Raw genomic sequence first — 13,676 nt, forward strand, 5'->3', positions numbered from 1 at the left:
CCAGACGGGCGACGAGCCTGGACCAGGTGCCGTGCTGCTGCCAGGGCCAGACAGTCGTAGACCCGAGTCCCGGAGTCCGTGGCGTTCCGGTGCATCGTGCTGGCCCGCGCGGGCGCAGGTCGCACCGAGAACCTCCAGGCGCGCGGTCAGCTCCGCCTGATGCGTTGCCGAGTTGGTGACGAGATCAAGGTGCGCACGATCCTTGGCCGTTGTCTTGGTTTCAGGGACCGGAACGACGTCGACGCAGACGGTGACCCGGTCCGGCCGGACGAGGCCGCCGGTGGGTCCGACGGGGTGGGGCGCCGGAGCTACAGACACTCCAGCCGAGCGGTTGCGGCCAGAGGCGGCCCCGGCTGCGGAGCGGTCAAGAGCCTTCATGTTCACCATGACAGGTCGCTGTTTCCATGCCGGCGACTCTGTACGCCCGTTCTGCCAGTGCCGCATGCGGTCTGTCTGCAGGTGACCGGCCCGGTGGCGCCCTGCACGAGCCGAGGTGGGGACCGTCAGCCGGTGCCTCCGTCGCCGCCCGTGCCGCCGTTGGCGCTGCCGTTGCACCGTCCGGCGCAGATCCCCCCGTCCCGGCTGCCGTTGCTCCCGTTGACGGTGCCGTCGCAGTTGCCCGCGCAGACCCGGTCGCCGATCCGCACACTGCCGTCGCCCGCGCTGACAGCGCCGAACAGGATGTGGCTGCCGCCCGGTCTGGCGCTGTCGGCGGGAAGCGGCCGCGACGGCCATGCGGCTCTGGGGTGCCGGTGCCGGCGCCGCCGTCGCGGCCGGGGCCAGTGCGCCGACCGCGACACCGGCGGCCAGTGCGGCCGAGGCCGTGAGTCCGAGACGGGCCTTCCAAGAACGCGTACGCATGGCATTCCTCATTTCGAATGAAGTGTCTGCCGTACGGTGGCTGCGCCGTGGAATGTTCAAGAGCGCCCCGGCCCACGCCGGGCCGGGTAGCCGCCGCCGATGAGGCCGCCACCGCCTGCACCTCGGTCGCCGCCGGCGCCGCCACCGTGGACGAAGCTCACGACAGGCGCGGCGGGCATCGGGGCGGCCACCGCGGCGGACGCCGGCAGGACGACGCCCCCGGTGACCACCGCGGCCGAGGCCGCGAGCGCCGCGAGACCGAAGCGCCGACGCCCGGAACCGTTCTTGCTGCTGGTTCGAAAAATGCGATTCATGGATTCTCTCCGGTCGATGCACGGGGTTTTCCGTCTGCCCCGGAAATTCCGGTGCGGATTCAAGTCCCGCCGTTCTGCCTCATTTGTGTTCCGGATTTCCTTTCCGGTGAGGCCCGCACTTCAAGTACGCCCGGCGGACACCGCACGGTCACGTTCCGAGGGGTCGTGACTTGACCCGACGGGATGAATCGGGTAGTGCGCGCGAAAGGGGGCCACGAGGCATGCGGGCGGGCGGCGTCCTCACGGAGCCGCGCCGGGGTCGCGCCGGTCCGTGCGTGTTCCTGTGGCGGTCAGCGGCCGGTGGAGGCGGGGCGCTCCTTTGCCGGGTCCAGGCCGGCCATCAGTTCCGCGAAGGCCCGCACGGCAGCCGGGGAGGTGAAGAGCCGGTCGAGGCGGGCTCGGGCCAGACGGTTCAGGAAGGGGCCGCAGCGGGTGCTGTCCCCGGCGTCGTGGACCGTCTGGGTCAGCCAGTGGGAGAACTCCTGGTCGCTCCATACGCGCCGCAGGCAGCGCTCGGAGTAGGTGCGCAGTGCGGTGTCGTCCCCGTCGCGGACGTGGTCGCGGACGGCGCGGGCGAAGAGGTCGGCGTCGTACAGGGCGAGGTTCATACCCTTGCCGCCCATGGGGGACACGATGTGGGCGGCGTCCCCGACGAGGAACAGCCGGCCGTACTGCATGGGGTCGGTCACGAGACTGCGCAGCCGGAAGGTCTCGCGGTCGGTGACCGGGCCCGCGGCGAGGGCGGGGTCGGCGAGCCGGGTGCGCAGCGCGCCCCAGACCCGGTGGTCGGGCCACGCGTCGGGCAGGTCGTCGGGCGGGCACTGGAGGTAGTAGCGGCTGCTGTGCGGCCCGCGAGGGAAGTGCGCGGCGAAGCCCTGCGCGCTGACGGCGAGCAGGGGGTGGGCGGGGGGTGGGGCGTCGGCGAGGACGGTGAGCCAGCCGATGCCGTGGTCGAAGGTGTGCGCGGTGAGGTGGCCGCCCGGGACGGCGGCGCGGGTGACGCCGTGGTCACCGTCGCAGCCGGCGACGAAGGCGCAGGTGATCGCGTGCGGGGTGCCGTCGGCGGAGCGGTAGCGGACCACCGGGCGCTCCCCCGTCAGGTCGTGCAGGGTGACGTCGGCCGCCTCGTAGCGCAGGTCGCCGCCGTCGGCGAGGAGGGCTGCCGTGAGCCTGTGCACGAGGACCTGCTGGGGACACAGACGCGCCCCGGGGCCCTCCCCGCCGCCGCTGTCGTCGACGAGGTGGCTCACGCCGTCCACCCGGAACTCCAGGATGCCGTCGTGCGGCGGCCCCGCCAGCACCAGGTCAGCCAGCCCCCAGGACTCGAACATCCGAACGGCGCGAGCCTCCACGATGCCGGCCCGCTGCCGCTGCGCCACGTGCTCACGGCTGCGGCGCTCCAGGACGACACAGTCCACGCCGCACCGGCGCAGCAGAGCGGCCACGGTCAGCCCGGCCGGACCCCCGCCGACCACCACAACGGTCGCGCACTCCCGCACCTCGTCCAACTGCCGCTGCGCCTCGGCCACTTGGCACCTCCGGAGCCAGCGTAGCCGCGCAACCGGCGGACTGGGGCCTCGACCACGACGAGTTGCCGTTGCCGATGCATGGACAGGCCTCCCGCACCGGGAGTGGCGTCTTGGGCGGCAGAGACGGGGCGGCTGCCAAGGCACGACTCCCGGGCCGGTCCCGAGGCCGTCAGGTGTCCTCGGCTTCCTTGAGGTCCAACTGGACGCTGCTTGAGGTTGCCAGGGCGACAAACAGCGGCATCTTGGACAGCGGTGGAGGTTCGCCTGCCAGTCCGAGTCGCTGCCATGCCAGCCGAGCCGAGATCTTGAGCACCCGGCGCGCGCGCATGACGAGCAGGAAGGCGAGCGGCAGTTCTACCAGCACGGCCGAGGCTATGCTTTCCCACACGTCGCCTCGCCCCCAGCTCAGGGAAACGTCGAACCAGGCATCGCAGACCAGGAGCGTGGCCGCCACGAAGGACATCGGGACCAGGGCCTGCCGCCTCAGCCAGACCGCCAGCCCGGCGCCCGCCAGCGACACGAGCAGCATGACGTCGAAGCCCACCCAGACCATGGGCCAGTACCGAGCCTCGAAGCGATCGGGCAGCGAAACGGCCAGGAAAACGGTCCAAGGGACGAGCACGAACACGCACAGGGCAAGCTGGCCTACCGCCCGTCGGTGGCGGCGACGCAGCGTGGGACCGTCCAGTGCGAACGGCTTGACCGTCGTACCCGTCGTACCCGTCGTACCCGTCATGGCGGTGGGGTTGCTCTGCTCGCTCATCCTCGCCTGTCCCTGATATCAGCTCCCGGCCCGGGCCGATTCCGTCGGTGACCGCACTGCTGATCGCGTCACACGGGCACGGCGCGGGCGTGAGGCCACGCGGTGAAAGCCGCCGATCGCCCTTCGATGGTACGGCGGCCTTCCATCCGGCCTGCAGGCAGAGCCACTGACGGCGTCGGCGACGACCACGAGCGCCGGTTGGGCGATCGGAGCCGCGCTGGTACGACGGGGGCGCCGAGGAGGTACGACCCGCCGACCCGTCCGCCGCTGATCAGCCCTCGGCCTGCCGGATTCGGCCCCGCAGCGCGATGTCCCGGGCGAGCGTGAGGCTCCCGATCAGCTCGGCGCGGGTGCCGAGGGCGGACGCGGCGACCATGACGCGGCTGTCGAAGCCGGGTTGGGCGAGCCGTTCGATCGAGTCGCGGACGCCGTCGACGAACGCCTCGCCCGCCTGGCTCATCTCGCCGCCGATGATGACGGCCGCGGGGTCGAGCAGTGCGCACAGATTGGCCAGGACCCGGCCGAGGGTACGGCCGGACTCGGCGAAGATCTTCCGGGCCACCGGGTGGTGGGCGATCTCCGGCAGCCGGGACCGCAGGTCGGTGTCGCCCGGGTAGAAGTCCTGGACCTGCTGAAGCACCTGGCGGACCGAGACGATCGTCTCCAGGCAGCCGCGGTTGCCGCACCGGCACCAGTCTCCGTCCGGGATGACCTGGGTGTGCCCGATCTCGCCCGCGGCCCCGAAACTGCCGCTGACCGGGATGCCGTGGACGATGAGGCCCGCCCCGATGCCGTCGGACGCCTTGACGTAGATGAGGTTGCCGCGGTTGTCGGTGGCACCGTGCCGGTGTTCGGCGAGGGCTCCGAGATTCGCGTCGTTGTCGAGGGAGACCATCAGTCCCGTCCGGGAGCCCAGTTCGGCCGCCAGATCGAGCCCGGACCAGCTGGACAGGATGGTGGGCGAGGCGATCGCCCGTTTGCTCATGTCCAGCGGCCCCGGTATGCCGACGACGCACGCGCTCACGGGGCCGTCGACCGTGAGCCGGACCTCCTCGACGGTCTGCCGGATCACGTCGGCCGTGATGTCCAGGGCCGCGGTCGGCCGCCTGTCCACATCGATCGCCACCCGCCGCTCGGCCCGGACGGCCAGGTCGAGGGTGGCCGCGGCGACGGTGAGATGCCGGTGGCTGACGTCCACCCCGACGACCGCGCCCGCCGGATAGCGCGGCCGAAGCCGTCGGCCGGGGCGCCCACGGCCGCCCGTGTTCTCCCCCCGGTGCTCGGTCAGCAGCTCCTCGGCGAGGAGGTCGCGGACGACGGCCGCGACAACCGGACGGCTGATGCCGAGCGCCGCCTGCAGTTCGGGGCGCGACGCGCTCCCGTACCGCCGGACATGGGCCAGGACCTCGTCACGAGCCGACACGTGTCACCTCCCTTGTGAGGGCGTCAATTTATGTCTGGCAAGAGCGGAATTCCAGAGGGTTGACGCGTCGAATGTGCGAATTTAACCTCCTTGAACGTTCGATCTTTTATAGAGCCACCTGCTCTGACTCGAATTCTGTCCAGCGGAGACATAAATCGTCGAGCACTTCAGTGGTGAGGAGTCCGCATGGAGCCCGATCGGAGATCGGTACGAAGCCACGGCAGCCGTTTACGCCGTACGGCGCTGATCGCGGCGGTGAGCGCGGCGCTCCTCGCCGGGAGCACGGCCGTGGCTCCCGGCGCCTCGGGCGCGGGCAGCGCGGACGTGACCGTCAAGGTGTCCGCCCGCGTCGCCGCCCTCATCGCCCGGATGACGCTGGACGAGAAGCTGTCCTTCGTCCATGGCGGCACCGATCCCCGGGCGCTCGGGCAGGCCGGGTACATCCCGGGGGTGCCCCGCCTCGGCATCCCCGAACTGCGGCTCACCGACGGCCCGGCGGGCGTCCGGGTCAACGAGCACGCCACCGCGATGCCGGCGCCGGTCGCGCTCGCCTCGTCCTTCGACGACGGGCTGGCCCGGGAGTTCGGCCGGACCGTCGGACGCGACGGCCGCGCGCTCGGCCAGGACGTCCTGCTCGCGCCCATGACGAACACCATCCGGGTGCCATACGCGGGGCGGAACTTCGAGACCTTCAGCGAGGACCCGCTGCTCAGCTCCCGCATGGTGGCGGGCGAGGTCGCGGGCGTCCAGAGCCAGGGCCTGATCGCCACCGTCAAGCACTACGCGGAGAACAACCAGGAAGACAACCGCATGGGGGTGAACGTCCACGTCGACGAGCAGACCCTGCGTCAGATCGAGCTGCCCGCCTTCGAGGCAGCCGTCAAGGCCGGCGCCGGGGCGGTGATGTGCTCGTACAACTCGGTGAACGGCAGCCACGGCTGCGGCAGCGACGAGCTGCTCGACTCGGTCCTCAAGGAGCAGTGGGGCTTCACGGGCTGGGTCATGTCGGACTGGGGCGCGACCCATGCGACGACCGACATCGTGAACGGCCTCGACCAGGAGATGCCGAGCGGCGTCTACCTCGGCGAGGAACTGAAGACCGCGATAACCGACGGCACCGTTCCGGTCTCGGAGCTGAACGATTCGGTCGCGCGCATTCTGCAGCAGATGACGAGATTCGGTCTCCTCGACGGTGCGGCGGCCCACCGGCCCGCACGCGATCCGAAAGGCGGCGCGAAAGTCGCCCAGAAGGTGGCCGAATCCGGCGCGGTCCTGCTGAAGAACACCGGCGAAGCGCTTCCGCTGACCGGCGCGGACACCAGCATCGGGCTCGTCGGCCCGACCGCGAAGACGCCGAAGGTCACCGGCGGCGGCAGCTCCAACGTCGTACCGGACTCCGCTGCCTCGCCGCTGGACACCATCACCGCGCGGGCCGGCCGGCACGCCACGGTGCGCTACGCGGCCGGCGTCGACACCGGCGACCCCATTCCCGCCTCGGCCCTCAGCCCCGCCCTGCCGGTCGACGCGGACGGTACGATCCCCGTCACACCGGACGCCTCCTTCGACTACAGCGGCACCCTCACCGTGCCGACCGACGGCGACTACTCCTTCGTCTTCGACCTCCCCGCCGCGTACGGCCTGGTGAAGATCGACGGGAACAGCGTCATCACCGGCTTCCTGGGCTCCAGCAGCGCCACGGTGCACCTCACGGCGGGAGCGCACAGCTTCGCGGCCGGTGCCCTCGCGATCCAGGGCGGACCGACGAAGGTCCGGCTGAACTGGGTCACCCCGCAGGCCGCGCAGGCCGCACGGGAGCAGGCGGTGGCCCTGGCCCGCCAGGTCAAGACCCCCGTCGTCTTCGCCTACGACGACGGCACCGAGGGCTTCGACCGGAAGAACCTCTCCCTGCCGGCCGACCAGGACGGGCTGATCTCCGCCGTCGCCGACGCCAACCCGAACACGATCGTCGTCCTCAACGCCGGGTCGTCGATCGCCATGCCGTGGCTGTCCAAGGTGAAGGCGGTCCTCGACATGTACTACCCCGGGGAGAACGGGGCCGAGGCCACCGCCGGGCTGCTCTTCGGCGACGTGAACCCCTCGGGCAAGCTCACCCAGACGTTCCCCGCGAGCGAGTCCGCGACACCGGTGGCCGGCGACCCGCTCAGGTACCCGGGAGTGGACGACCAGGAGAACTACTCCGAGGGCGTCTACGTGGGCTACCGCTGGTACGACAAGGAGCGGTCCGCCCCTCTCTTCCCGTTCGGCTACGGACTGTCGTACACCTCCTTCGCCTATCGCGACCTCGCGGTACGGCAGAGTCACGGCGCGTTGACCGTCTCGTTCACCCTGAAGAACACCGGCACCCGCGCCGGTGCCGAGGTCGCCCAGGTCTACGTCGGGGCCAGCCGCGCGACCACCGCGCCGCAGGCGGTGCGCTCGCTCGGCGGCTATCAGAAGGTGCGGCTGCGCGCGGGTCAGTCGAAGACGGTACGCATCCGGGTCGACGCCCAGCAGCTGGAGTACTGGAACACGTCCTCCCACGCCTGGGTGCTCGGCACCGGGAAACGGGACGTGTGGGTCGGCTCCTCGTCGCGGACGCTCCCCCTGCACGGCGGCGTCGGCGTCACCCGCTGACCGCCCGGCCACTCCCCACCATCAGGCGTGCCGGCCGCACCGCCGCGGCCGGCATCCCCCCAGAGAGGTCTCCATGACTGCGAGCAGAATCCGCACTGCCCTGGGCGGCGCGCTGATCCTGTCCATGACCGCCGTCGGGCTGCTGCCCGCGACGGCGTCGGCGGCAGCGCCCGTGACGGCGTCCGCGAGTGCGGCGACCGTGGTGCCCACCGACCACGGCGCCGTGCGCGGCGCCGTCTCCCAAGGCGTCGAGCGGTTCCTGGGCATCCCCTACGCGGCCTCCCCCACCGGCGCCCTGCGCTGGAAACCGCCGCGGCCCGCGGCGCGCTGGGCCGGCGTTCGGGAAGCCACCGCCTTCGGCGATCCCTGCCCCGTACTCCCCAGCGGCAACGGCCCGCGCAGCGAGACCGAGGACTGTCTGGACGTCAACGTGTGGCGGCCGGCGGGAGTGCGGGCCGGCGCCCGTCTTCCCGTGCACGTGTTCATCCACGGCGGTGGCCTGACCAACGGCAGCGGCGCGCAGAACGACGAGTCGAAGCTCGTACGGGAGACGGGCGTCATCGGCGTCTCGCTCAACTACCGGCTCGGCGTCTTCGGCTTCCTCGGGCTGCCCGCCCTCACCGAGGAGGGCGGCGAGTCCGGCAACTACGGCTTCATGGACCAGCAGGCCGCGCTGCGCTGGGTGCAGCGGAACATCGCGGCCTTCGGCGGGGACCCCGCCGCGGTCACCATCGACGGCGAGTCCGCGGGCGGCTGGTCCGTCTGCGGACATCTGGTGTCGCCCGGCTCCCGCGGTCTGTTCGCCCGTGCCATGATGCAGAGCGGATCCTGCCCCAGCGAGCCGCAGGCTCAGGCCGAGACGGCCGGAACGGCGTTCGCCCGGCAGGCCGGCTGCGACTCCACCGACCAGGCCGCCGTCCTCGGCTGTCTCCGGTCGGCTTCGGCGGGTTCGCTCCTCGACGCGAGCCGGGCCTTCTCGGCCGCCTTCGTGGACGGGACTCCGACGTTTCCGGTCAACGTGCGCGAGGCGGTGGGCAGCGGCCGGTTCGCCCGCGTGCCGCTGGTCGTCGGTGCCAACCGTGACGAGGGCCGCACCTTCGCCCAGGGCTACATCGGGGCGGGCAAGGAGGCCTACCTCGCCTTCGTCCAGGGCGTCGCCGGGGACCGGGCCGACGAGGTCCTCGCCCGCTACCCGTGGCCCGAGTCGTCCGGCACGTACACCGCGGCGTACCTCGTCGGCGCGATCATGACCGACTCGGGGATGATCGGCGGGATCGGCGGGTGCGGGCAGCGCTCGCTCGTCCGGACCTTCGAGCGCTACACCCCCACCTACTCGTACGAGTTCGACCACCGCACCGGGCCCGGCCTGACGCAGATACCCGGTTACGTCTGGGGAGCCGGCCACGCCGCGGAACTCGCCTACATCTGGCCCAGCTTCGACAACGGCACGCCGATCGCCCCGCTGTTCGACGCCGGCGAGCGCCGGCTGGCCCGCGAGATGACGCAGTACTGGGGCGCCTTCACGAGGACCGGCCGACCGCACGTCGCCCGGCAGTCCGCCTGGCCCGCCTACCACAGCGGCAAGGGGTTGACGCTGTCGCTGCGGGCGGGAGGCAGGAGTGTCCTGATCGACGACGCCCAGGTCTCCGCCGAACACCGGTGTTCGTTCTGGGACACCATGGCGGTCAGCCACGGCTCCTGAGGGCACGATGCGTTGGGCACGACCAATGACCGCCCGTCAGCGGGCAGGCGGTCGTCGTCGAAGGGGCGCCCGAGCGTGGACCGGTCGCCGTGCGTCGACGCACGGCGAGCGGTCCACGCTCGGGCGCGAGGTCTAGAACTGCTCGACGAAGTAGGGCTCGACGGTCATCCAGCCGTTGCCCGAGGCGCCGTTCAGCCGGCCGGAGGAGTTCTGGGCGAGGGTGTACCAGGACTCCACGTAGTCGGGGTCGTCGGTGAACCAGCTGTCGGGGATCGCGCTCAGGACCGCGTTCACCAGCGGGATGTAGGTGCCCTGGTCGGTCACGGTGAGCAGCGCCGTGGTGATCGCCTGCGCCAGCGCACGGTAGTTGGTGCCGTCGTCGTCCTCCATCATGACGACGTCGGCCAGGTTGTACTTGTAGTTGGACCAGTTGACCAGGATCTGGTTCGGGTAGTAGACGGTGCCGTCGTAGTCCAGGTAGGGCATGTCCACCGAGTCGACGCGCGCCGTGCCGTCCTGGCCGAAGCCGGTCACCAGCGAGAACATCTCGGCGGCGCCCTTGAACCAGGGCTCCTGGTCGTCGTTCACCTCGACGGCCGTGACCTTGGTCGCCCACCAGCCCGCCGCGCTCGCGGCGTCGGCGCTGTTCGCCGCCGCCTTCTTCGGGAGGGAGTTCAGGCCCTTGTCCGTGAAGGCCTTCCGCAGCACCTTCAGGCCGGCCCGGTGGGCCTTGGTGACGTCGATGTCCAGGATGTACAGCGGGCGGTCGGGAACGTGCGCGGTGCCGATCGTGTGGGCGTGGCCGCGGCTGTCGTAGGCCGTGATGTCCTTGGCGTCGTCGTCGGGCGCGGCGACGGCGATCCAGGGAGTGACTTCGGCGTTCAGGTGCGACCGCATGGACGGCGCGCCCAGGCGGACGCGCAGCAGTGACCCGGTCGACGCGGGCAGGCCCTTCAGGTCCACGATGCGACGGTCCGCGGCGGAGACGGAGGCGTACAGGTCCCTGCCCTCCGGGGAGGCGGTCCGGCCTGTCAGCGCCTGCAGGTCCACGTCCTCGGTGCCGAGGGCGGCCGCCCGGACCTGTGCGCGCCACCGCGGGTCACGCAGCGAGGCGGACAGGGCCCGCGCGATGTCCCGTTCGGTCGACCACACCGGAGATTTCCGGAACGTCGTGGCCTGGTCCCCGGCGTCCCGCACCGGCGCCGCGATCGCCGGCTGGACGGAGGCGCCGATGACCGCGGACAGCATCATGCCGATGAGGAGGCCGCGTCTCTTGCTTGATCTGCTCACCATGCTCCTTGTGTTGTCGGTCGCCGCCGCGCCCACGATGGACGGGCGGCCGTCATTGGGTGATGACCCCGGAAGCAAATTTGTCCGGGGCATGACATGCGGAGTACGCGCGGGGCGAACGCGCATCCGCGCATGGAAGACATGAAAGATCGGAGCTGCACCGAGGTCTGGCCGGTTCGCCGCACACGGCTCGCCTCGGCGGCAGCCGAAGCGCCAGCGAGCCGCGGTTGGGGAGCGCGGCTACCGGGGGCTGTCGGCGGGCGGCCGTCCGCGAGGACTGGTCAGCGAACCGAGCATGATCTTCTCGGTGTCGGCCAGATACGTCTCCGCCGCGCGCCGCGCCCCCGCGACGTCCCGGCCGGCCACGGCCCGTACCACCGGCACGAGGCGGTCCGCCGCCCGCGCCGCGTCCTCGAACGGCGCCCGCAGCGCGGCCCGTACCGGAAGATAGGCGTTGAACAGCGTGTTCGTGAGGAGCAGATAGACCCGGTTGCCCGTCGCCCGTGCCAGTTCGCGGTGCACTTCCACGTCGGCGAGCTGGACGGCGTCGGCGTCCGGGCCGTCCGCGACCTGACGCAGCAGGTGTTCCAGCCGCCGGGCCTGCCGGTCCGTTCGCCGGTCGGCCGCGCGGCCGGCGATCAGGGTGCCGATGTGCCGTCGTACCTCGAAGACCTCCCGCAGCCACGTGGGGTCCTGTGCCGCCAGCATCGGAAGCAGGTCGGCGCCACCGATCCGCAGGTAGTCCAGGACGCGTGTGCCGATGCCGTGCCGGGTGCTCAGCAGTCCCGCCTGCTCCAGCCGCGTCAGCGCGTGCTTCAACGTCGTACGGGTGACCCCGTACCCGGCGGCCAGCTCCCGCTCGGGGGGCAGCAGGGATCCGGGGCCGTGCGTGCCGCTGAGGATGTCCTCACGCAGTCGTGCTTCAAGCAGGTCGACCACGGTTCGACGCGGAATGCTCTCGACGGCCACGGAGGATCTCCCAGGCTTCGGTCAGTGGTTCAGCGGCTCACCGGTCTGGCGGCCCACTGGTTCAGCGACTTACTGGTCTAGTGGCTCAGCCACTGCCTCAGTGAAGCAGTCCCCCGACCGCGTCGTCAATTACCTGTGACGGCCGAGGAGTTGAGCACGGTCCGCGCCGCTGAAAGCTTCTGTCCCGCAGGCGGGGATCCGGGGCTCCGGGGCCGGTCACAGGGTGGCTCCGTAGGGGTCCCGGTCCTCGGGGACGAGCGGTGTCGCGGGCGCCGTGCTGCCGACGCGGACGGTCTCGCCGGAGGTGACGGCCTCGTCGATGGACACCATGGTGTCCAGGACGTGGTAGCCGAGGTCGCCACTGGCGATGTGCGGTCCTCCGCCGCGGACGGCCCGCGCCATGTCCAGGACTCCCAGTCCGCGGCCGCCCTCGACGCCGACGGGCGGGACGGTCTCCCACTCCGCCTCCCGGCCCCGCTGCGGCACGCGGGTGATCCTGACCTCGCCGGCGAAGGTGTTGGGGTCGGGCAGGACCAGGGTGCCCTCGGTGCCGGTGATCTCGACGAACCCGGTGCGGGTGAGCGGGGAGTCGAAGCTGAAGACACTCTGGCCGACGCCGCCGCTCTCGAACTGCGTGAGCGCGGAGACATGGGTGGGTACGGCGACGGTGAACTCGGTGCCCGCGCGGGCCCCGCTGCGTACCGTTCGGACCGTGCGGGCGGTCGACCCGAGCGCGGCGACCCGGGAGACCGGCCCGAACAGGCAGACCAGGGCGGTGAGGTAGTAGGGCCCCATGTCGAAGAGGGGGCCGGCGCCTCTGGCGAACAGGAACTCCGGGTTCGGGTGCCACAGGTCGGGTCCCGCGTACTGCATGACGGTCTGCGCGGACAGCGGGGCGCCGATGTCGCCGCGGGCGATCGCGCGCAGGGCGGTCTGGAGGCCCGGGCCGAGGATCGTGTCCGGGGCGACTCCGACCCGCAGGCCGGCCGCGGCGGCCTGGTCGAGCAGGGCTCGTGCGTCGGCGCGGTCCACGGCGATGGGCTTCTCGGACCAGACGTGCCTGCCCGCCGCGAGGATCGCCGAACTGACCTCGGCGTGCACGGCGGGGACGGTCAGGTTGACGATGATCTCGACGTCCGGGTGGGCGAGGACGTCCGCGGCCGTTCCCCACTCCTCGACGCCGTACGCGCGGGCCTGGGCCTCGGCCCGCGCGGTGTCGAGGTCGCCCACGACGGCCACGTGCAGGTCGGGGTACCGGGTGAGGCTGGTCAGGTACTGGTCGCTGATGTTGCCGGCGCCGATGACTCCCACGCCGACCGGGTGGTGTGCCGTCATCAGGCGATGCCCTTCCCCTTCAGGTAGGTGATGCCTGTCGCGATGCCCTCGAAGACGTCGCCGTCGTAGTGGTCGAACTCGATGACGGCGTACTCGGCGTGTGTGGCCGCGGCCAGCGAGGCGGCCAGCGGGATCTGCCCCCGGCCCGCCGCGACCTGCCCGGTGTCGGCGGGGTCGAAGGGGGCGCCGGAGGTGAACGGGTCGTCGATGACGGGGCCGTCCTTCACGTGCAGGGCGCGCACCCGGGAACCCAGCCGGCCGAGGAGGGCGACGACGTCGTTGCCGCCGGCCGCGGCCCAGAACAGGTCGATCTCCAGGACGACTTCCGGGTTCAGGAGGTCGGCGAAGCGGTCGAAGGCGCTGACGCCGGCGACGGTGTGCACGAACTCCTGGGAGTGGTTGTGGTAGCCGACCCTGAGTCCGTGCCCGGCGGCACGCTCGGCGGCCTCGTTCAGGAGGGCCGCGGTACGGGCGACCTCCTTCTCGTCGGCCCACCGGGAGGCCGGCACGAACGGGTCGAAGAGGATTTCCACGCCCAGTCGCCGGGCGGCCCGGAACGTGTCGTCGAGGTCGGTGCCCGACGTGCCGTCCGGCGACAGGAAGCCGGCGTGTCCGGTCCGTGCGGACAGGCCGTGCCGGGCGAGCGCGTCGGCGAGTTCGGCCGCGCGGTGCGTGAAGCCGAAGGCCTCGACGTTGGTCAGCCCCAAGGCGGCCAGACGGCCGAGGGCGGCGTCTTCGTCTGCCTCCAGAGCCTGGCGTACGGAGTAGAGCTGAACCGACAACTGTGGTGTCGACAAGGGGGACTCCTCTCGTGGCGGACGGCCGGGAAACAGAATACCGACAGGGGTGATGGTTT

11 protein-coding genes are annotated in these 13,676 nt (G+C 71.6%); 2 read left to right on the plus strand and 9 right to left on the minus strand.

Annotated features, from left to right (window positions below; all coding sequences use genetic code 11):
- Window positions 1-503: 503 nt before the first annotated feature.
- The 5 genes from ACFY6U_RS34805 to ACFY6U_RS34825 form a co-directional block, all read right to left on the minus strand.
- On the minus strand, window positions 504-647 hold the full coding sequence (locus tag ACFY6U_RS34805; RefSeq protein WP_390044641.1) for a hypothetical protein: 144 nt from the start codon (window positions 645-647) through the stop codon (window positions 504-506).
- Between the two features lie 270 nt (window positions 648-917).
- On the minus strand, window positions 918-1,175 hold the full coding sequence (locus ACFY6U_RS34810; protein ID WP_390044643.1) for a hypothetical protein: 258 nt from the start codon (window positions 1,173-1,175) through the stop codon (window positions 918-920).
- 290 nt (window positions 1,176-1,465) lie between these two features.
- On the minus strand, window positions 1,466-2,704 hold the full coding sequence (locus ACFY6U_RS34815) for a 4-hydroxybenzoate 3-monooxygenase (protein ID WP_390044645.1): 1,239 nt from the start codon (window positions 2,702-2,704) through the stop codon (window positions 1,466-1,468).
- Window positions 2,705-2,873: 169 nt separating this feature from the next.
- Window positions 2,874-3,467 carry a hypothetical protein gene (locus tag ACFY6U_RS34820; protein WP_390044647.1) on the minus strand — a complete coding sequence of 198 codons (594 nt, stop codon included), beginning with the start codon at window positions 3,465-3,467 and terminating at the stop codon, window positions 2,874-2,876.
- A gap of 271 nt (window positions 3,468-3,738) precedes the next feature.
- Window positions 3,739-4,890, minus strand: coding sequence for an ROK family protein (locus ACFY6U_RS34825; RefSeq protein ID WP_390044649.1), 1,152 nt, complete (start codon window positions 4,888-4,890; stop codon window positions 3,739-3,741).
- Window positions 4,891-5,076: 186 nt separating this feature from the next.
- On the opposite strand from ACFY6U_RS34825, the gene ACFY6U_RS34830 reads away from it, so the two are divergent.
- Window positions 5,077-7,524, plus strand: coding sequence for a glycoside hydrolase family 3 C-terminal domain-containing protein (locus tag ACFY6U_RS34830; RefSeq protein WP_390044651.1), 2,448 nt, complete (start codon window positions 5,077-5,079; stop codon window positions 7,522-7,524).
- Window positions 7,525-7,597: 73 nt separating this feature from the next.
- Window positions 7,598-9,226, plus strand: a complete 1,629-nt coding sequence (locus ACFY6U_RS34835; protein ID WP_390044653.1) for a carboxylesterase/lipase family protein — start codon at window positions 7,598-7,600, stop codon at window positions 9,224-9,226.
- A gap of 132 nt (window positions 9,227-9,358) precedes the next feature.
- On the opposite strand, the gene ACFY6U_RS34840 is transcribed toward ACFY6U_RS34835, so the two are convergent.
- From ACFY6U_RS34840 to ACFY6U_RS34855, 4 genes are all read right to left on the minus strand, one after another.
- Entirely contained in the window at window positions 9,359-10,519 is a 1,161-nt protein-coding gene (locus ACFY6U_RS34840) for a DUF3103 family protein (RefSeq protein ID WP_390044655.1), read from the minus strand.
- A 237-nt stretch (window positions 10,520-10,756) separates the two neighbouring features.
- Window positions 10,757-11,485, minus strand: a complete 729-nt coding sequence (locus tag ACFY6U_RS34845; RefSeq protein ID WP_390044657.1) for a FadR/GntR family transcriptional regulator — start codon at window positions 11,483-11,485, stop codon at window positions 10,757-10,759.
- Window positions 11,486-11,701: 216 nt separating this feature from the next.
- The gene (locus ACFY6U_RS34850) at window positions 11,702-12,820 is read right to left on the minus strand and encodes a Gfo/Idh/MocA family protein (RefSeq protein WP_390044659.1); all 1,119 of its coding nucleotides are present in this window, start codon (window positions 12,818-12,820) and stop codon (window positions 11,702-11,704) included.
- Window positions 12,820-13,617, minus strand: a complete 798-nt coding sequence (locus tag ACFY6U_RS34855) for a sugar phosphate isomerase/epimerase family protein (protein WP_390044661.1) — start codon at window positions 13,615-13,617, stop codon at window positions 12,820-12,822. Before ACFY6U_RS34855 ends, ACFY6U_RS34850 begins: the two co-directional genes overlap by 1 nt.
- Window positions 13,618-13,676 lie beyond the last annotated feature (59 nt).

This window comes from Streptomyces sp. NPDC013157 (assembly GCF_042899865.1).
Taxonomy (GTDB): Bacteria; Actinomycetota; Actinomycetes; order Streptomycetales; family Streptomycetaceae; genus Streptomyces.